This window comes from Pseudomonas sp. R9.37, from assembly GCF_963878885.1.
GTDB lineage: Bacteria > Pseudomonadota > Gammaproteobacteria > Pseudomonadales > Pseudomonadaceae > Aquipseudomonas.
Window position 1 is genome coordinate 41,139 of the sequence record NZ_CAWNZA010000001.1, and the last position, 18,914, is coordinate 60,052.

An 18,914-nucleotide genomic window follows, 5' to 3' on the forward strand; every position below is an offset into this window, starting at 1 on the left:
CGGCAGACAACCAACCTCTAGCGCAATCGCTGATTAGCGACGCAGACCCAGGCGACCGATCAGAGCCTGATAACGACCCAGATCCTTGCCTTTCAGGTAGTCCAGCAGCTTACGGCGCTGGTTTACCATGCGGATCAGACCACGACGGGAGTGGTGATCTTTACCGTTGGCCTTGAAGTGACCTTGCAGCTTGTTGATGTTGTGGGTCAGCAGTGCAACTTGCACTTCTGGCGAACCAGTGTCACCAACAGCTTGCTGATAGTCAGCTACGATTTGTGCTTTTTCTTGAACGTCGAGAGCCATGAGGCAATCCTTTTTTCAGGAAACCACCCAAAGGGTGATCTCAACAGGCCAGGGACAAATCCCTGTATCTAAAAATGAGTGTTGACCGTGCCTGTTAACAGCCACACTCGTTCGGTCATTCTGACCGAATCAGTCGACGCGGCGCGATGCGCCCGTCTTCGCTCACTTCACCGATACCGATGAAGCGACCGTTATGATCCTGTACCCGCACCATACCGAACTTCGGAGCATCCGGGGCACGTACCGGTTGGCCGTTGAGCCAGTAGAACGCGCTGTGCTCCGAGAAGTGCAGCAATGGCCAATCCAGCAAACCGCTGTCCGATGGCATCAGGAAGCGATCAACTGCTTCATTGCCGCCTTCGGCATGTACCGCTTCCAACTCTTCCAGCGTGACCGTCTGGGCCAGACTGAAAGGACCGGCCTGGGTGCGTCGCAATTCTGCAACGTACGCGCCGCAACCGAGCTTTTCACCAATATCTTCCACCAGGGTACGGATATAGGTGCCTTTGCTGCAGTCCACGGCCAAGCGGGCAGTGTCGCCTTCATGGGCGAGCAATTCCAAGCGCGCAATAGTAACAGAACGCGGTTCGCGCTCCACTACTTCGCCCGCACGTGCCAGCTTGTACAGAGGCTGGCCATCACGCTTGAGGGCCGAGTACATCGGCGGTATCTGACTGATTTGCCCACGAAAACCGGGTAAAGCAGCTTCAATATCAGCACGACCAACGGTCACGTCGCGAACCTGCAGAACATCACCCTCGGCATCGGCCGTGGTGGTGGTCTTGCCCAGTTGCATCAGTGTTTCGTAACCCTTGTCGGAATCGAGCAGGTATTGCGAGAACTTGGTCGCCTCACCAAAGCACAACGGCAGCACGCCGGTGGCCAGGGGGTCGAGACTGCCGGTGTGCCCGGCCTTCTCGGCATTGAGCAGCCAGCGAACTTTCTGCAAGGCAGCATTGGAGGTAAAGCCAATGGGCTTGTCGAGCAGAATGATGCCGCTGACGTTGCGACGGATACGTTTGACCTGAGCCACCGCTTACTCCTTGGCGTCTTCAGGTGTGGACGGGTGCTGGCTGTCTTCAGCCACGGCGCGCTCGATCAGCGCCGACAGGTGCGCACCACGCACGACGCTTTCGTCGTAGTGGAAGTGCAACTGAGGCACGCTGCGCAGCTTCATTTCGCGGGCCAACTGCATGCGCAGGAAACCTGCAGCCGAGTTGAGCACCTTGATGCTTTGCGCGATTTCTTCGCTGCTGTCCTGGCCCATCACGGTGATGAAGATCTTCGCGTGACCTACGTCGCGGCTCACTTCAACGGCGGTGATGGTGACCAGGCCAACGCGTGGGTCTTTGACTTCGCGACGGATCAGTTGGGCCAGCTCGCGCTGCATCTGATCGCCGATACGCTGGGTACGGCTGTATTCTTTTGCCATGTCTTGTTACCTGTTACTGCCACACGGTGAAACCCGTGGGGTCTGAAAGCGGCAAACGCCCGGCCTGACAAAAGCCAGACCGGGCGTTGCGTTTAGAGTCCGTACGCTGCGCGGGGCATCTGCATGCCCACGCGTCGCGTGGCTCCGGAAGTGCGCGAGTTAGAGGCTGCGAGCAACCTGAACCTTCTCGTAGACTTCGATCTTGTCGCCAGCTTTGACGTCGTTGTAGCTCTTGACGCCGATACCGCATTCCATGCCGGCACGCACTTCGGAAGCGTCATCCTTGAAGCGGCGCAGGGATTCCAGCTCGCCTTCGAAGATAACGATGTCTTCACGCAGTACACGGATTGGACGGTTACGGTGCACAACACCTTCGATAACCATGCAACCGGCGATCGCGCCGAATTTCGGCGAGCGGAACACGTCACGCACCTCGGCAACACCCAGGATATTCTCCCGAACGTCGCTGCCAAGCATACCGGTAAGGGCTTTCTTGACGTCTTCGATGATGTCGTAGATGACGTTGTAGTAACGCATGTCCAGGCCTTCCTGCTCGACGATCTTGCGAGCGCCAGCATCGGCACGCACGTTGAAGCCGAACAGTACAGCGTTGGAAGCCAGTGCCAGGTTGGCGTCGGACTCGGTGATACCACCGACACCGCCACCGACAACGCGCACTTGCACTTCGTCGTTACCCAGGCCGTTCAAGGCGCCGTTCAACGCTTCGAGGGAACCACGGACGTCAGATTTGAGGACGATGTTAAGCGTCTTCTTCTCTGCCTGGCCCATGTTTTCGAAGATGTTTTCCAGCTTGCCGGCGTGAGCACGGGCCAGTTTGACTTCGCGGAACTTGCCTTGACGGAACAGAGCCACTTCACGGGCTTTCTTCTCGTCGGCTACTACGCTCATCTCGTCGCCAGCGTCCGGGGTACCGTCCAGGCCGAGAATCTCGACAGGGATGGAAGGACCGGCTTCCTTGATTGGCTTGCCGTTCTCGTCGAGCATGGCACGTACACGGCCGTAGTTCGAACCGACCAGCACCATGTCGCCTTGGCGCAGCGTACCGTCTTGAACCAGAACGGTTGCAACCGGGCCACGACCTTTGTCGAGACGCGATTCAACCACAACACCGCGACCCGGGGCCGATGGCGTTGCTTTCAATTCGAGTACTTCAGCTTGCAGCAGGACCGCTTCGAGCAGTTCGTCTACACCGGTACCGACTTTTGCCGAGACCGAAACGAACGGCGTATCACCGCCCCACTCTTCGGACGTCACGCCGTGAACCGACAGCTCGCTACGGATGCGATCGAGATCGGCGCCCGGCTTGTCGATTTTGTTCACGGCAACAACCAGTGGAACACCAGCGGCCTTGGCGTGCTGGACAGCTTCAATGGTCTGCGGCATCACGCCGTCGTCCGCTGCAACCACCAGAATCACGATGTCAGTCGCCTTGGCACCACGGGCACGCATTGCGGTAAACGCGGCGTGACCAGGGGTGTCGAGGAAAGTGACCATGCCGCGTTCAGTTTCAACGTGGTATGCACCGATGTGCTGGGTGATACCGCCGGCTTCGCCAGCAGCTACCTTGGCACGACGGATGTAGTCGAGCAGCGAGGTCTTACCGTGGTCAACGTGGCCCATTACGGTCACAACTGGCGCACGGGAGAACGACTCACCTTCAAACTTCAGGGACTCGGCCAGGGAATCTTCCAGGGCGGTGTCGCTGACCAGGGTCACTTTGTGGCCCAGCTCTTCAGCAACCAGTTGGGCAGTTTCCTGGTCCAGTACCTGGTTGATGGTCGCTGGAGTACCCAGTTTGAACATGAACTTGATGATTTCAGCAGCCTTGACCGACATCTGATTGGCGAGATCGCCAACCGTGATGGTCTCGCCGATCTGCACATCACGCACGACAGGGCCGGTTGGGCTCTGGAAACCGTGGGCGTTGCGCTTTTTCAGCTTGGCCTTGCCGCGACCACCACGACGGAAGCCATCGCTTTCTTCGTCGGTAGTACGTGGGGCAACGCGTGGAGCAGGCGCTTTCTCTTTGACCGAGGCACGATGTGGAGCGTTTTTACGCTCGCCATCGCCACCACCACCGCGACGATTGTTATCGTCGGCACGTGGCTTGTCCGGACGACGAGGCTCGTCGCGCTTGCGAGCGTCTGCTGCAGGAGCAGGTGCAGCGGCAACCGGAGCAGCCTCACGCACAGCTTCAACAGGCGCTACAGGAGCGGCGACCGCGTCAGTACCAGCAGGTTGCGCAGCAGCAGGCTGGCGGCGCGCTTCTTCTTCGGCGCGACGCTTGGCTTCTTCTTCAGCCTTCTGACGAGCAGCATTTTCTACTGCGCGACGTTCATCCAGTTCGCGTTTGCGCTCGGCTTCGATTTCTTCCGGGCTGCGCTGTACGAAGACTTTCTTCTTGCGTACTTCAACGCTGATGCTCTTGCTACCAGCAACACGCAGGGTGCTGGTGGTTTTGCGCTGCAATGTAATCTTGCGCGGTTCTTCCACTTTCGCCTTGTGGCTGCTCTTCAAGTGAGTCAGCAAAGACTGCTTCTCACTGTCGCTCACACCTTCATCGGCGGCGGTGTGCGGCAGACCTGCCTCACGCATCTGCTGCAACAGGCGCTCTACCGGTGTTTTGACCTCATCGGCCAGTTGTTTCACCGTGACTTGCGTCATGCACTTCTCTCCTCAGGCCGCGCCTAGTTACTCGAACCAATGGGCTCGGGCGGCCATGATCAACTTGCCGGCACGATCATCGTCAATGCCGTCGATGTCGAGCAGATCGTCAATAGACTGCTCGGCCAGGTCTTCGCGGGTAATTACGCCGCGCACCGCCAGTTCCATCGCCAAATCCTTGTCCATACCCTCAAGCGAGAGCAGGTCTTCGGCCGGATGGGCGTCTGCCAGCTTTTCCTCAGTAGCGATGGCTTTAGTCAACAAACGATCCTTGGCCCGAGCGCGAAGCTCGTTGACGGTGTCTTCGTCAAAGCCGTCGATGTTGAGCATTTCTTCCAACGGTACGTAGGCAATCTCTTCCAGGCTGGTGAAGCCTTCATCTACCAGCACCTGCGCCAGGTCTTCGTCGACTTCCAGCTCGTCGATGAAGTTGCGCAGGATGTCACCGGTTTCAGCTTGCTGCTTAGCCTGGATGTCCGATTCGGTCATCACGTTCAGGGTCCAGCCGGTCAGTTGGCTGGCCAGACGCACGTTCTGACCACCACGACCAATGGCCTGAGCCAGATTATCTGCGCCAACGGCGATGTCCATTGCATGGGCATCTTCGTCAACGATAATTGCCGCCACTTCAGCCGGCGACATGGCGTTAATTACGAACTGCGCCGGGTTATCGTCCCACAGGACGATGTCCACACGCTCACCGCCCAACTCGCCCGACACTGCCTGGACGCGCGAACCGCGCATACCAATGCAAGCGCCCTGCGGGTCGATGCGTTTGTCCTTGGAGCGGACCGCGATCTTGGCGCGCGAACCCGGGTCGCGGGACGCAGCCATGACTTCGATCAGGCCTTCGGCAATTTCCGGCACTTCGATACGGAACAGCTCGATCAGCATTTCCGGCGCGGTACGCGACAGGATCAACTGAGGGCCGCGGTTCTCGGTGCGGATTTCCTTGAGCAGCGCACGCAGACGCACGCCGACACGGAAGGTTTCGCGAGAGATGATGTCTTCGCGGGCCAGCAACGCTTCAGCGTTGTTGCCCAGGTCAACGATCACGTTGTCGCGGGTAACTTTTTTCACGGTACCGGAGATGATTTCACCCAGGCGCTCGCGATAAGCGTCAACGACTTGAGCGCGCTCAGCTTCGCGAACCTTCTGCACGATGACCTGCTTGGCGGTCTGTGCAGCAATACGGCCGAATTCGATCGACTCGATCTTTTCTTCGACGACATCACCGACCTTGGCGCCAGGGTGCGTTTCAGCAACCTTGCTCGGCCAGGTTTCGATGGCCGGATCATCAAGATCGGCTTCTTCGACGACCGTCCAGCGACGGAAAGTCTCATAGGCACCGGTGTGGCGGTTGATTTCCACACGCAGATCAACTTCGTCTTCAAAACGCTTTTTGGTAGCAGTGGCCAGGGCCAGCTCCAGCGCTTCAAAAATCACGTTTGCCGGTACGCCCTTTTCATTGGATACCGACTCAACAACCAGCAGTACTTCTTTGCTCATCGTACGCCTCGCCTTTCGCAAGCCATTGGATCCGCGGGATCCGCGTCTCAGTCAAAACTGGGAATAATGTTGGCCTTGTCGATCATATCGATCGGCAACAGGAATTCATGGTCTTCTACCTGCACCACGACATCCTGTTCTTCTACACCGCGCAGAAGGCCCTGAAAGTTGCGTCGCCCTTCAAAGGGAGAACGCAGCTTGATCTTCACTTGTTCACCGGCAAATTTTGCAAACTGATCAATAGTGAACAGTGGGCGTTCCATGCCAGGCGAGGAAACTTCGAGGGTGTATTCAACGGAAATCGGATCTTCAACATCCAGGACACCGCTGATCTGACGGCTGACAATGGCACAATCGTCCACCAGCACGCCGCCCTCTTTATCGATATAAACGCGCAACATTGAGTGGCGACCTTGAGCCGAAAACTCAATACCCCAGCATTCATAGCCTAGGGCCACGACCACCGGGGCCAGCAAGGCCTGCAACTCTTCTAGCTTGCTCGACACCTGAACCCCCTCGTGCATGTATGTGCATGCTGTGCAAAATAAAAAAATGGGCGAAACGCCCATCCTTGAAACGCCGTCGAACAGCGGCGTTGAAAGTGTCCAGCTAACAAAAAGCCCCTTAAAAGGGGCTCCGCTAAAACTGGTTGCGGGGGCCGGATTTGAACCGACGACCTTCGGGTTATGAGCCCGACGAGCTACCAGACTGCTCCACCCCGCGACAAAGCTGGGGCGGAAGTATACGACCGATCCCTTACAGGGTCAATGTAACCTTCCACCTACAAGAAAGCCCGCAACAGCGGGCTCTCCTGATAATTGGTACCGAGAAGGGGACTCGAACCCCTACACCCTATGGGCACAACCACCTCAAGGTTGCGTGTCTACCAATTCCACCACCTCGGCAATACAGCGTTTACAACCCTTCTTACTTCTGCTCTTGAGCTGGAGGTACGTCAGTCGCTGGAGTAGCCGACTTTTGCTCTTGAAGCACCGGGACATCATCAGAAGCCGGTTTTGCTTTTGGTACTTCCAACACTGCTGGATTTGGGAGACCTACTTGAGTCAGCACGTGAGCTTTCTCTTTAGCAAAGTAACCTAACCCCAAGCTGGTTATGAAGAAACCGGCGGCAAGTATAGCAGTAAACTTACTAAGAAAGGTAGAGGAACCTTGGCTTCCGAACACAGTATTTGAAGCACCTGCACCGAAAGACGCACCAGCATCCGCACCTTTACCCTGTTGCAACAAAACCAGGGCAACTACGCCCAGGGCAGCCAACAGATGAAAAACGACTACGACTGTTTCCAGCATTTTTTCAGTTTCCCGCGGCGCGACAGATCGCACCGAACTCATCTGCATTCAGGGAAGCTCCACCAATGAGCCCCCCATCGATATCCGGCATGCCGAACAGTTCGACCGCATTGGCCGCCTTCACGCTGCCGCCGTATAGAAGCCGCACACCTTGCGCGACTTCAGAATTCTCTGCCGCTAACTGAGCGCGGATGGCTGCGTGCACATCCTGCGCCTGTTGCGGTGTAGCAGTCAGCCCGGTGCCAATGGCCCAGACCGGCTCGTAAGCAATGACTGCCTTTGCAAACGCACCAACACCCAGCTCCTCGATGATGCTGCCCAGCTGACGCGAGACAACTTCAAGAGTCTTGCCCGATTCACGCTGCTCCAGGGTCTCCCCTATGCACAACACTGGAATCAAGCCACAAGCCTGTGCCGCTGCGAACTTGCGATTGAGCGTCCCATCACGCTCGCCCATCATCTGACGGCGCTCGGAGTGCCCGACAAGCACATAGGAACAACCCGCATCTACCAGCTGACTCGGCGAAATCTCGCCGGTCAACGCACCTTGCATGGGCTCCACCGCAGAGTTCTGCGCGCCGACCTGAATCGACTTACCTTTCAAGCCATCAACAACCTGGTTGATATGCAAGCAAGGCGGGAAAACCGCAACATCAACACCGCTAGGCAAGGCCAAGTGACGAAGGCCATTGATCAGCTCAGCGACACTGGCGCGGGTACCGTGCATCTTCCAGTTACCAGCTACCATAGTGCGACGCATGCTGTACCTCGTCGGTCAAAGTGGGCGCAGATGTTACCCAACCACATCATCACTGGCAAGCCGAATTCAGGCGCAAATTTCAGTTACCAGTTTTGCCAGGTCTTCGGCATGGCCACGAACCTGTGTTTCGTCTTCGCCTTCGACCATGACGCGCACCAGAGGCTCTGTGCCGGACTTGCGCAACAGCACCCGTCCACGCCCCGCCATTGCCAGGGTCACGCGCTCGCACGCGTCTTTGACAGCTGGGTGCTCAATCGGGTTTTCGCCACCGGCAAAACGCACATTGAGCAGAACCTGCGGGCACTTACGCAGCGCCTGTCGCGCCTGAGCGAGACTCTCTTCACGGCGACGCAACGACAACAACACTTGCAGAGCAGCAATGATGGCATCGCCCGTAGTGGTGTGCTGGAAGCAGACAACATGCCCGGAGTTTTCACCTCCCACCTGCCAATTACGCTCCAGCAGCTCGGCGATCACATACCGGTCACCGACATTGGCGCGTACGAACGGAATACCCAGCTCAGCCAGAGCGAGCTCAAGCCCAAGATTGCTCATCAATGTGCCGACGACACCACCTTGCAGCTTGTTACGCTCATGCAGGTCGCGAGCAATGATAAACAGCAGGTCATCGCCATCAACCACGGTACCGGTGTGATCCACCATCAACACGCGGTCGCCATCGCCATCAAAGGCGATGCCCAGGTCGGCATGCTCAGCCAGAACGGCCGCCTGCAGCTGCCCCATGTGGGTAGAGCCGCAATTATCATTGATGTTCAAGCCGTTCGGTTGCGCCGACAGCACCGTCACGTCCGCACCCAGCTCTTTGAATACACTTGGAGCCACCTTATAGGTTGCACCGTGGGCACAGTCGATAACGATCTTCAACCCGGCAAAATTGGTACTGCTCGGCACGCTGCTCTTGCAAAATTCGATATAACGGCCCGATGCGTCGTTGATACGCGAGACCTTGCCCAACTTGCTGGACTCAACCACCGTCATCGGTGCATCCAATAACTCTTCAATCATCAACTCGATCTCGTCCGGCAACTTGGTGCCCTGGCCCGAGAAGAATTTGATGCCATTGTCATCATGGGGATTGTGCGACGCACTGATCACGATACCGGCTTCAGCGTGAAAGGTACGCGTCAGGTAAGCGATCGCAGGCGTCGGCATTGGCCCCAACAGCATCACATCAGCACCGGCGGCGGACAAACCCGCCTCCAGCGCGGATTCGAACATATAACCCGAAATACGGGTGTCCTTGCCCACCAGAATCCGGCAAGCGCCCATGCTGCGGAACGCCATGCCTGCCGCCCAGCCCAGCTTGAGCATGAAATCAGGAGTAATCGGGAATTCACCGACCCGACCGCGAATACCGTCGGTGCCAAAATATTTTTTAGTCATAAGTGCTCCGTCATTCTTATTCGGCTGATTCTACAGCGGCAATCATACGCACCACATCGACTGTCTCGGCGACATCATGCACGCGCAAAATTCGCGCGCCTTTGGTCATGGCAAGCGCAGCAAGCGCCAGACCGCCGTACAGCCGCTCGCCTACCGGGCGGTTCAAGGCCAGCCCTATCATGCTCTTGCGCGAAACACCGACCAACAAAGGCCGACCAAGGGCGTGCAGGGCTTCCATATGTTTAAAGAGGCTCAAATTGTGCTGAAGCGTCTTGGCGAAGCCAAATCCGGGATCAAGGATGATCTTATCGGCAGCGATTCCCACCTTGGCGCACTGAGCGATCCTTTCAGCAAGAAACCCACTCACTTCACTCACCAGGTCGTCGTAATGCGGGCTGTCCTGCATGTTGCCGGGCTCTCCCAGCATATGCATCAGGCACACCGGCAGGCCGGTTGCCGCCGCGGCATCCAGGGCTCCGTCTCGCTGTAGGGAGCGCACATCGTTGATCAGGCCCGCACCCAGGCGCGCCGTCTCACGCATTACTGCCGGCGTGGATGTATCAACCGAGATGATCACATCAAGCTCGCGGGCGATACGCTCAACTATCGGTGCAACCCGCTCCAGCTCCTCCAAGGGAGAAACAACACGCGCTCCGGGGCGAGTCGATTCGCCACCAACATCAATCAACGTTGCCCCCGCCAGCACCATAGCCTCGGCGTGACGCAACGCAGCGTCCTGCTGACTGAAACGGCCGCCGTCGGAAAAGGAATCAGGAGTTACATTAAGAATGCCCATGACGTGTGTCTGGGCCAAATCAAGAACCCGGTTGCCGCAAGGCAACCGGGTGGAGGACGACGCAGAAGTCATTTCAAACCTTAGTGGTCAGCCGCAGGGCCACCGATCGGGGTTTCAGGGCGTTCGTTCTGAACCACTGGCGGGGTGCCAGAGGTGCCTGAACCGCCTTCCCAATCGCGAGGCTCACGAGGCGTACGACCGGCCATAATGTCGTCGATCTGGTCGGCGTCAATGGTCTCGTACTTCATCAGCGCATCAGCCATTGCATCCAGCTTGTCGCGGTTGTCAGTCAGGATCTGCTTGGCAGTGCCGTAGCACTGGTCAATGATGCTGCGCACCTCGGAGTCGATCAGCTTGGCCGTCTCACCGGAGAAGCTGGCGCTTTGACCGCCGCCGCCACGCCCCAGGAACACTTCGCCATCTTCTTCGGCATACATCAATGGACCAAGTTTTTCCGACAAGCCCCACTTGGTCACCATGTTTCGTGCAATCTGGCTGGCGCGCATGATGTCGTTGGAGGCACCGGTGGTCACACCGTCAAAGCCCAAGGTCATTTCTTCAGCAATTCGGCCACCGTACAGCGAGCAGATCTGGCTGATCAGCGCTCGCTTGGAGAGGCTGTAACGATCCTCTTCCGGCAGGAACATGGTGACACCCAGCGCGCGACCACGAGGGATGATCGACACTTTGTAAACCGGGTCATGCTCAGGCACAACACGACCCACAATGGCGTGACCGGCTTCGTGATAAGCGGTGTTCTGCTTCTCTTTTTCAGACATGACCATGGATTTGCGCTCGGCGCCCATCATGATCTTGTCTTTTGCCAGCTCGAACTCTTTCATTTCAACGATGCGCTTACCGGTACGGGCAGCGAACAACGAAGCCTCGTTCACCAGGTTGGCAAGGTCTGCACCGGAGAAACCTGGCGTGCCACGAGCAATCACGGCAGGCGCCACATCGTCGCCCATCGGTACTTTGCGCATGTGCACTTTCAGAATCTGTTCGCGACCGCGGATATCCGGCAGGCCAACCACCACCTGACGGTCAAAACGACCTGGACGCAGCAGCGCAGGGTCCAATACGTCAGGGCGGTTAGTCGCAGCAATGACGATGATGCCGTCATTCATTTCGAAGCCGTCCATCTCCACCAGTAACTGGTTGAGGGTCTGCTCACGCTCATCGTGACCGCCGCCCATGCCAGCACCACGATGGCGACCAACAGCGTCGATTTCGTCGATGAAGATGATGCACGGTGCGTGCTTCTTGGCCTGTTCGAACATATCGCGAACACGGCTGGCACCCACACCAACAAACATTTCGACGAAGTCAGAACCGGAAATGGTGAAGAAGGGTACTTTGGCTTCGCCGGCAATCGCCTTGGCGAGCAAGGTTTTACCGGTACCCGGAGGACCAACCATCAGTACGCCGCGTGGAATACGGCCACCCAGGCGTTGGAACTTGCCCGGATCGCGCAGGAACTCGACCAACTCACCGACTTCTTCCTTGGCTTCGTCGCAACCCGCAACGTCAGCCAGGGTGGTCTTCACCTGATCCTCGGAGAGCAGGCGCGCCTTGCTCTTGCCGAAGCTCATCGGCCCGCCCTTGCCTCCCGCACCGCCTTGCATCTGGCGCATGAAGAACATAAAGACAGCAATAATCACCAGGATCGGGAAGCTGGCCACCAGGAGTTGAGTCCAGATGCTCTGCTGCTCAGGCTGCTTGCCTTCGACGACTACGTGGTTATCCACCAAATCGCCAATCAGACCGTTGTCCTGAATAGCCGGACGAATGGTCTTGAAGCTGTCGCCATCGTTGCGCTTGCCGGTGATCACATAGCCATCAACCGCTACGCGCTCGACCTTGCCATCCTTAACTTGCTGGATGAAGTCGGAATAGTTGAGGGTCTGCGGCTCGTTAGGGCTGGAGAAGTTGTTCATCACCGTCACCAGGACTGCCGCGATGATCAACCACAGGATCAGATTCTTTGCCATATCGTTCAATTAACTACCCTCTGAAGCAAGCTCCGCTACTGGCGCGCGCTTCGCATGATATTCACCGGCCTAACTTACTACATTACCTACAACTCTGGCAGGCGCCGTCTGTAACCCTTTGTGAAACTTTGACTACACAATATTCGTAAAGCTTCGTGACGAAAGCGATATAAAAAAACCTATCGCCTTCCTCGAATTCCTCAAAAACGCTCTTCACTCGCCGCACCTTCAACACCGCGGAAGCCGCGGCACAACAGGTATTGCTCTCGAGACCTGTCCCGAGAAGAGTCTGGCTTGCGCGTTTGCACCTTGTCGAACAACTTGCGAATGTTCTTGTGGTACTCGTCAAAACCTTCGCCCTGGAAGACTTTCACCAGAAAATCCCCACCCGGACGCAACACCCGACCCGCCAAATCCAACGCCAGTTCACACAGGAACATTGCGCGCGGCATATCGACGGCCGGTAATCCACTCATATTGGGGGCCATGTCGGAAATCACAAGGTCTACCTGCGAATTTCCCACCGCCTCGAGGATCTCTGCGAGCACGGCGTCCTGGGTGAAGTCACCGTGAACAAAGGTCACATCCGGGATGCTGTCCATTTCCAGGATGTCAGAAGCAATCAAACGGCCCTGCCCACCAATCAGACGACTGGTCACCTGCGACCAACCACCAGGGGCCGCGCCAAGATCAATAACGCTCATGCCGGGGCGAATCAATTTGTCCTTGTCCTGGATCTCAAGGAGCTTGTAGCTGGCCCGCGAACGGTACCCGTCCTTTTGCGCCTTTTTGACGTAAGGATCGTTGAAATGCTCTTGCAGCCACTTAAGGCTAGTTTTGGAACGGGCCACGGGCCACCTCGAAAAATAAAACGGGTCGTGATTAACTGGGCGGTCCCGGACTCGCTCGGGTAAACTGGCCGCCGCTTTTTACAAGATCAGACGCAGGGGTCAGATTATGCCGCTCACTCAAGAGCAGAAGAAACAGTACAAATCCATTGGCCACCATCTGAAACCAGTTCTGATTGTGGCAGACAACGGTTTGACTGAAGGTGTGTTAGCCGAACTTGAACGCGCATTGGGCGATCACGAACTGATCAAGATCAAGGTCAACATCCTTGACCGCGAAGCGCGTTTGGCCGCCGTTGCAGAACTGTGCAAGGTCGGCAAAGCGGATCTGGTTCAGGTCATTGGCAAGATGGCACTGCTGTATCGCAAGAACTTCAGCGTCAACAAGCAACTGTCGAACGTACACCGCTTCAAGTAATAAAAGGGTCACGGGCGTGCTTCGCGCGCCCCGCCACTCCATCCTGGCGCCGGTTGCAACACCAGCACCAAGCCGGAGAACCCTAGCACAAGATAGCTGAATAGCTGCCAGCGCAACGCTTCCGGCAGCCACGTATGCACCACGCAAAACATTGCGCATGCGTACAGCGCCATCAACAGCAGTTGGCCGCGAATATCCCGCCACAAACTCCCCAAGCCTTCGGCCTTGATCAGCACCAGCACCTGGAGCGTCACGCACGCTGCCGCAAAACCTACCAGCAGCGCGCTGAGCAATCCGTCGATTTCATCGATCAACAACGGCGCCAGGCCAATCAGGCCCAGCGTCGGCAGTAAACCAATGTGTAACAACCACACGCCGCCCACCCAAAGCATCTGGGCAAGCTGCCAAAGCATGGCGCCCGCACGAAGCGGGCGCCGCCTTTCAGATGTGACGAACTTCAACAATCTCGTACTCGATTACGCCACCAGGTGTTTTCACCGCCACCACATCACCCTCTTCCTTGGCAATCAAGGCACGGGCAAGAGGCGAACCAACCGAGATCTTGCCGAGTTTGAAGTCAGCTTCGTCCTCGCCGACGATGTGATAAACAACGCGCTCATCCGTCTCGACGTTGGCGATTTCCACGGTGGTACCGAAAATCACTTTGCCAGTATGCGGGATGGTCGTGACGTCGATGATCACCGCGTTCTGCATACGGCCTTCGATGTCACGGATCCGCGCTTCGACCATACCCTGCTGCTCGCGAGCAGCATGGTATTCAGCGTTTTCCTTCAAGTCACCCAGCTCGCGAGCCGTACCGATGTCCTGGCTCAGCTTCGGACGGACGACCTTGGTCAGATGGGCGTGTTCCTCTTCCAGGGCCTTGGCGCCCTGGACAGTCATTGGGTATTTGGTCATGCCTTCAATCCTGCGTGTAGATCCTGCAAGCGACGCACGGTCTTTTCCGGACCGAACTTAAGCGCTTCGCAGATGGCTTCGCCAGCAGCAATGGTAGTGGTGCAGTAAATCTTGTGCTGCAAGGCATTACGACGAATGGAGTAGGAGTCCGCGATCGACTGGCGACCTTCGGTGGTGTTGATGATCAGGGTGACTTCGTCATTCTTGATCATGTCGACCACGTGCGGACGGCCTTCCGTCACCTTGTTCACGCGACGCACTTTCAGGCCGGCAGCTTCGATCAGCTTGGCGGTCCCGGCGGTGGCCACGACTTCAAAGCCCAAGTTGATCAGATCACGGGCCACGCCTGCAACCAGCGGTTTGTCATCATCACGCACACTGATGAACGCGGTACCGCCAGTCGGCAATACTTCGCTTGCACCCATCTGGGCTTTGGCGAACGCTTCACCGAAGGTGTCGCCCACACCCATCACTTCACCGGTGGACTTCATCTCTGGGCCCAGGATCGGGTCCACACCAGGGAATTTGGCGAAGGGGAACACCGCCTCTTTCACGCTGTAGAAGTTAGGAATGATTTCCTTGGTGAAGCCGATTTCCTTCAAGGTCTTACCGGCCATCACACGGGCAGCAATCATCGCCAGGGAAACACCGATGCACTTGGAAACAAATGGCACGGTACGCGAAGCACGCGGGTTGACTTCGATCACGTAGATGTCTTCGCCTTGCAGCGCCAACTGTACGTTCATCAGGCCAACCACGCCCAGTTCCAGAGCCATCTTCTTGACCTGCTCGCGCATCTCGTCCTGGATGTGCGCCGGCAGCGAGTATGGCGGCAGCGAGCATGCGGAGTCACCGGAGTGAACGCCCGCCTGTTCGATGTGCTGCATGATCGCGCCGATCACTACGTCGGTGCCGTCGCAGACAGCATCCACATCCATCTCGATGGCGCAGTTGAGGAAGTGATCCAGCAGCACTGGGCTGTCGTTGGACACTTTCACTGCATCACGCAGGTAACGCTTGAGTTCTTCTTCTTCGTAGACGATTTCCATCGCACGGCCGCCCAGCACGTAGGACGGACGCACCACCAGCGGGTAACCGATCTTGCTGGCTGCGCGGATGGCTTCGTCTTCGCTGCGCACGGTGGCGTTTGGCGGCTGACGCAGGTTCAAGCGCTCAACCATCTGCTGGAAGCGCTCACGGTCTTCGGCACGGTCGATGGCGTCAGGGCTGGTGCCGATGATCGGCACGCCGGCTGCTTCCAGAGCGCGAGCCAGTTTCAGCGGAGTTTGGCCACCGTACTGGACGATCACGCCTTTTGGCTTCTCGACCCGGCAGATTTCCAGCACGTCTTCCAAAGTTACCGGCTCGAAGTACAGACGGTCGGAAGTATCGTAGTCAGTGGAAACGGTTTCCGGGTTGCAGTTGACCATGATGGTCTCGTACCCGTCTTCGCGCAGGGCGAGAGCGGCGTGTACGCAGCAGTAGTCGAACTCGATCCCCTGGCCGATACGGTTTGGACCGCCGCCCAGAATAATGATCTTGTCGCGGCCCGACGGCGCGGCTTCGCACTCTTCCTCGTAGGTGGAGTACAGGTACGCAGTGTCGGTGGCGAACTCGGCCGCGCAGGTGTCAACGCGCTTGTAGACCGGGAAGATATCCAGCTTGTGGCGATGCGTACGCAGGTTCTTCTCGGTCACACCCAGCAGCTTGGCCAGACGCTGATCGGAGAAACCTTTGCGCTTGAGGCGGAACATCAGGTCGCGGTCGATGGAGGACAGACCAAGGGTCTTGACCTTCTCTTCTTCCTTGATCAGATCTTCGATCTGCACCAGGAACCACGGGTCGATCATGTTCATGCCGAAGATTTGTTCGACAGTCATGCCGGCGCGGAAAGCATCGGCCACGTACCAGATGCGCTCGGCACCCGGCACGGTCAGCTCGCGCTTGAGCACGCTCATGCTTTCCGGGTTGCTCAGGTCGAGCTTCTCGTCCAGACCGCAAACACCCACTTCCAGGCCACGCAGGGCTTTCTGCAGGGACTCCTGGAAGGTCCGGCCGATGGCCATGACTTCACCGACGGATTTCATCTGGGTGGTCAGGCGAGCGTCAGCCTTGGCGAATTTCTCGAAGGCAAACCGTGGCAGCTTGGTCACGACGTAGTCGATGGACGGCTCGAAAGATGCCGGCGTAGCGCCGCCAGTGATTTCGTTTTGCAATTCGTCCAGGGTGTAACCGATCGCCAGCTTGGCGGCGATACGCGCAATCGGGAAGCCGGTGGCTTTCGATGCCAGCGCCGAAGAACGCGATACACGCGGGTTCATCTCGATCACGACCATACGGCCGGTGTCCGGACAGATGCCGAACTGAACGTTGGAACCGCCGGTTTCCACGCCGATCTCACGCAGTACCGCCAACGAGGCGTTACGCATGATCTGGTATTCCTTGTCCGTCAGGGTCTGCGCAGGAGCAACGGTGATCGAGTCGCCGGTGTGCACGCCCATCGGGTCGAAGTTTTCGATCGAGCAGACGATGATGCAGTTGTCCTTTTTGTCGCGGACAACCTCCATCTCGTACTCTTTCCAGCCGATCAGGGATTCGTCGATCAGCAGCTCTTTGGTCGGCGACAGGTCCAGACCACGGGCGCAGATTTCTTCGAACTCTTCACGGTTGTAGGCAATACCGCCACCCGTGCCGCCCATGGTGAAGGACGGACGGATGATGCACGGGAAGCCGAGCTTCTCGAGGACCGCATTGGCCTCTTCCATGCTGTGAGCGATACCGGAACGCGGGCAGTCAAGGCCGATGGACTTCATGGCCTTGTCGAAACGCGAGCGGTCTTCAGCCTTGTCGATGGTGTCGGCATTGGCGCCGATCATCTCTACGCCGAATTTTTCCAGGACGCCTTCGCGCTCCAGGTCCAGGGCGCAGTTCAGTGCGGTCTGGCCGCCCATGGTTGGCAGCAGCGCGTCCGGACGCTCTTTCTCGATGATCTTGGCAACGGTCTGCCATTTGATCGGCTCGATGTAGGTGGCGTCGGCCATGTCCGGGTCGGTCATGATGGTGGCCGGGTTGGAGTTCACCAGGATGACGCGGTAACCCTCTTCGCGCAGGGCTTTACAGGCCTGGGCGCCGGAGTAGTCGAATTCGCAGGCCTGGCCGATCACGATCGGGCCAGCGCCGAGAATCAGGATGCTTTTTATGTCTGTACGTTTTGGCATGGGTTTGTCACTCAAATCCGCAGGTCAGTCGGCAAGCCGTCTTGAACACTCTTTGAAGAGCCTGCGGGGGCCACCGAGATTCGGGGCCGCCCGCAAGCCGCTCAGTCAGCGTCGCTTGGCCATCTCATTGATGAAACGGTCGAACAGCGGCGCTACGTCGTTCGGGCCCGGGCTTGCTTCAGGGTGGCCCTGGAAGCTGAACGCGCTCTTGTCAGTGCGCTCGATGCCTTGAAGGGAACCGTCGAACAGCGACTTGTGAATCGCGCGAACGTTAGCCGGCAAAGTCGCTTCATCCACCGCAAAACCGTGGTTCTGGCTGGTGATCATCACAACGCCAGTGTCCAGGTCCTGCACAGGGTGGTTGGCGCCGTGGTGGCCGTGACCCATTTTCAGAGTCTTGGCGCCGGAGGCCAGGGCCAGCAGTTGGTGACCGAGGCAGATACCGAATACCGGAATCTCGGTTTCCAGCACATCCTTGATCGCCTTGATGGCGTAGTCGCAAGGCTCGGGATCACCCGGGCCGTTGGACAGGAACACACCGTCCGGCTGCAGGGCCAGCACGTCGCTGGCCGGGGTTTGCGCCGGCACTACGGTCACGCGGCAACCGCGCTCTACCAGCATGCGCAGGATGTTGTACTTGATCCCGTAGTCGTAGGCGACCACATGGTATTGCAGGTCAGCTGCAGCGATGGTCTCGTGGCTGTCGGTCTTCAAATCCCAGACAGTGGAGCGCCACTCGTACTGCTCTTTGGTGCTGACAACTTTCGCCAGGTCCATGCCTTTCAGACCGGGGAAGCCTTGCGCTGCGGCGATCGCCGCTTCTTCGGAAATATTGTCACCCGCCATGATGCAGCCGTTCTGCGAGCCTTTTTCACGCAGGATGCGTGTCAGGCGGCGCGTGTCGATACCGGCGATTGCCACCACATTGTTGGCTTTCAGGTAATCGGACAGCGACATCGTGTTACGCCAGTTGCTCGCAACCAGTGGCAGGTCGCGAATGACCAGGCCAGCCGACCACACACGATCAGACTCGACGTCTTCCGGTGTTGTACCGGTGTTGCCGATGTGCGGATAGGTCAGGGTAACGATCTGTTGGGCGTAGGAAGGATCGGTAAGGATTTCCTGATAGCCGGTCATGGCAGTGTTAAACACTACCTCTCCAACGGTTTGACCGTCGGCTCCAATGGCTTCGCCGCGAAAAATGCTGCCATCAGCAAGGGCGAGTATGGCTGGCTTAGTCAAGAAGACCTCCCGTAAATAAAGCCTGAAAGGGCGATCGCAGGTTGTAAAAAAGCGGAGTGACGTATGGACACGTCACCCC

At 57.7% G+C, this 18,914-nt stretch carries 17 protein-coding genes and 2 tRNA genes; 1 reads left to right on the forward strand and 18 read right to left on the reverse strand.

Features of this window, described 5'->3' with window-relative positions; all coding sequences use genetic code 11:
- Positions 1 to 33 precede the first annotated feature (33 nt).
- From rpsO to rlmE, 14 genes are all read right to left on the reverse strand, one after another.
- Positions 34 to 303, reverse strand: coding sequence for a 30S ribosomal protein S15 (rpsO, locus tag AACU78_RS00175; RefSeq protein WP_003176135.1), 270 nt, complete (start codon positions 301 to 303; stop codon positions 34 to 36).
- Positions 304 to 418: 115 nt separating this feature from the next.
- The gene (truB, locus tag AACU78_RS00180) at positions 419 to 1,336 is read right to left on the reverse strand and encodes a tRNA pseudouridine(55) synthase TruB (protein WP_106579253.1); all 918 of its coding nucleotides are present in this window, start codon (positions 1,334 to 1,336) and stop codon (positions 419 to 421) included.
- A 3-nt stretch (positions 1,337 to 1,339) separates the two neighbouring features.
- A complete protein-coding gene (rbfA, locus tag AACU78_RS00185) occupies positions 1,340 to 1,735 on the reverse strand; it encodes a 30S ribosome-binding factor RbfA (protein WP_016973761.1) in 396 nt (131 codons plus the stop codon).
- A 159-nt stretch (positions 1,736 to 1,894) separates the two neighbouring features.
- Positions 1,895 to 4,420 carry a translation initiation factor IF-2 gene (gene infB, locus AACU78_RS00190; protein WP_106579254.1) on the reverse strand — a complete coding sequence of 842 codons (2,526 nt, stop codon included), beginning with the start codon at positions 4,418 to 4,420 and terminating at the stop codon, positions 1,895 to 1,897.
- Between the two features lie 27 nt (positions 4,421 to 4,447).
- A complete protein-coding gene (gene nusA, locus AACU78_RS00195) occupies positions 4,448 to 5,929 on the reverse strand; it encodes a transcription termination factor NusA (RefSeq protein ID WP_008057419.1) in 1,482 nt (493 codons plus the stop codon).
- Between the two features lie 47 nt (positions 5,930 to 5,976).
- Positions 5,977 to 6,435 carry a ribosome maturation factor RimP gene (gene rimP, locus AACU78_RS00200; protein WP_003235029.1) on the reverse strand — a complete coding sequence of 153 codons (459 nt, stop codon included), beginning with the start codon at positions 6,433 to 6,435 and terminating at the stop codon, positions 5,977 to 5,979.
- A gap of 140 nt (positions 6,436 to 6,575) precedes the next feature.
- Positions 6,576 to 6,652: transfer RNA gene (locus AACU78_RS00205), tRNA-Met, on the reverse strand.
- Positions 6,653 to 6,748: 96 nt separating this feature from the next.
- A tRNA-Leu gene (locus AACU78_RS00210) sits at positions 6,749 to 6,834 on the reverse strand.
- 22 nt (positions 6,835 to 6,856) lie between these two features.
- Positions 6,857 to 7,240: a preprotein translocase subunit SecG gene (gene secG, locus AACU78_RS00215; RefSeq protein ID WP_010206600.1), complete on the reverse strand. Its 384-nt coding sequence runs from the start codon at positions 7,238 to 7,240 to the stop codon at positions 6,857 to 6,859.
- Between the two features lie 4 nt (positions 7,241 to 7,244).
- On the reverse strand, positions 7,245 to 8,000 hold the full coding sequence (gene tpiA, locus AACU78_RS00220; RefSeq protein ID WP_003194193.1) for a triose-phosphate isomerase: 756 nt from the start codon (positions 7,998 to 8,000) through the stop codon (positions 7,245 to 7,247).
- A gap of 66 nt (positions 8,001 to 8,066) precedes the next feature.
- A complete protein-coding gene (gene glmM, locus AACU78_RS00225; protein WP_106579255.1) occupies positions 8,067 to 9,404 on the reverse strand; it encodes a phosphoglucosamine mutase in 1,338 nt (445 codons plus the stop codon).
- Between the two features lie 16 nt (positions 9,405 to 9,420).
- On the reverse strand, positions 9,421 to 10,272 hold the full coding sequence (gene folP / locus AACU78_RS00230) for a dihydropteroate synthase (RefSeq protein WP_106579256.1): 852 nt from the start codon (positions 10,270 to 10,272) through the stop codon (positions 9,421 to 9,423).
- A gap of 8 nt (positions 10,273 to 10,280) precedes the next feature.
- Positions 10,281 to 12,191, reverse strand: a complete 1,911-nt coding sequence (gene ftsH / locus AACU78_RS00235) for an ATP-dependent zinc metalloprotease FtsH (RefSeq protein WP_106579257.1) — start codon at positions 12,189 to 12,191, stop codon at positions 10,281 to 10,283.
- A 200-nt stretch (positions 12,192 to 12,391) separates the two neighbouring features.
- Positions 12,392 to 13,042, reverse strand: coding sequence for a 23S rRNA (uridine(2552)-2'-O)-methyltransferase RlmE (gene rlmE, locus AACU78_RS00240; protein WP_034117848.1), 651 nt, complete (start codon positions 13,040 to 13,042; stop codon positions 12,392 to 12,394).
- Between the two features lie 106 nt (positions 13,043 to 13,148).
- Between rlmE and AACU78_RS00245 the strand changes: the two genes are divergently transcribed.
- Positions 13,149 to 13,457, forward strand: a complete 309-nt coding sequence (locus AACU78_RS00245; protein ID WP_106579258.1) for a YhbY family RNA-binding protein — start codon at positions 13,149 to 13,151, stop codon at positions 13,455 to 13,457.
- A gap of 8 nt (positions 13,458 to 13,465) precedes the next feature.
- Here AACU78_RS00245 and AACU78_RS00250 read toward each other — a convergent pair whose 3' ends face one another.
- From AACU78_RS00250 to carA, 4 genes are all read right to left on the reverse strand, one after another.
- A complete protein-coding gene (locus AACU78_RS00250) occupies positions 13,466 to 13,870 on the reverse strand; it encodes an MFS transporter (protein WP_106579259.1) in 405 nt (134 codons plus the stop codon).
- Between the two features lie 28 nt (positions 13,871 to 13,898).
- The gene (gene greA / locus AACU78_RS00255) at positions 13,899 to 14,375 is read right to left on the reverse strand and encodes a transcription elongation factor GreA (RefSeq protein ID WP_083356716.1); all 477 of its coding nucleotides are present in this window, start codon (positions 14,373 to 14,375) and stop codon (positions 13,899 to 13,901) included.
- Positions 14,372 to 17,593: a carbamoyl-phosphate synthase large subunit gene (gene carB / locus AACU78_RS00260; protein ID WP_106579260.1), complete on the reverse strand. Its 3,222-nt coding sequence runs from the start codon at positions 17,591 to 17,593 to the stop codon at positions 14,372 to 14,374. Before carB ends, greA begins: the two co-directional genes overlap by 4 nt.
- A gap of 105 nt (positions 17,594 to 17,698) precedes the next feature.
- Complete coding sequence (gene carA / locus AACU78_RS00265; protein WP_106579261.1) at positions 17,699 to 18,835, reverse strand: glutamine-hydrolyzing carbamoyl-phosphate synthase small subunit; 1,137 nt, start codon at positions 18,833 to 18,835, stop codon at positions 17,699 to 17,701.
- Positions 18,836 to 18,914 lie beyond the last annotated feature (79 nt).

Excerpts from the sequence above, each read along its gene's own strand:
- rpsO (WP_003176135.1), bottom strand. The coding sequence starts at position 303 with ATGGCTCTCGACGTTCAAGAAAAAGCACAAATCGTAGCTGACTATCAG.
- rbfA (WP_016973761.1), bottom strand. The coding sequence starts at position 1,735 with ATGGCAAAAGAATACAGCCGTACCCAGCGTATCGGCGATCAGATGCAG.
- infB (WP_106579254.1), bottom strand. The coding sequence starts at position 4,420 with ATGACGCAAGTCACGGTGAAACAACTGGCCGATGAGGTCAAAACACCG.
- nusA (WP_008057419.1), bottom strand. The coding sequence starts at position 5,929 with ATGAGCAAAGAAGTACTGCTGGTTGTTGAGTCGGTATCCAATGAAAAG.
- secG (WP_010206600.1), bottom strand. The coding sequence starts at position 7,240 with ATGCTGGAAACAGTCGTAGTCGTTTTTCATCTGTTGGCTGCCCTGGGC.
- tpiA (WP_003194193.1), bottom strand. The coding sequence starts at position 8,000 with ATGCGTCGCACTATGGTAGCTGGTAACTGGAAGATGCACGGTACCCGC.
- glmM (WP_106579255.1), bottom strand. The coding sequence starts at position 9,404 with ATGACTAAAAAATATTTTGGCACCGACGGTATTCGCGGTCGGGTCGGT.
- folP (WP_106579256.1), bottom strand. The coding sequence starts at position 10,272 with ATGACTTCTGCGTCGTCCTCCACCCGGTTGCCTTGCGGCAACCGGGTT.
- ftsH (WP_106579257.1), bottom strand. The coding sequence starts at position 12,191 with ATGGCAAAGAATCTGATCCTGTGGTTGATCATCGCGGCAGTCCTGGTG.
- AACU78_RS00245 (WP_106579258.1), top strand. The coding sequence starts at position 13,149 with ATGCCGCTCACTCAAGAGCAGAAGAAACAGTACAAATCCATTGGCCAC.
- AACU78_RS00250 (WP_106579259.1), bottom strand. The coding sequence starts at position 13,870 with ATGCTTTGGCAGCTTGCCCAGATGCTTTGGGTGGGCGGCGTGTGGTTG.
- greA (WP_083356716.1), bottom strand. The coding sequence starts at position 14,375 with ATGACCAAATACCCAATGACTGTCCAGGGCGCCAAGGCCCTGGAAGAG.
- carB (WP_106579260.1), bottom strand. The coding sequence starts at position 17,593 with ATGCCAAAACGTACAGACATAAAAAGCATCCTGATTCTCGGCGCTGGC.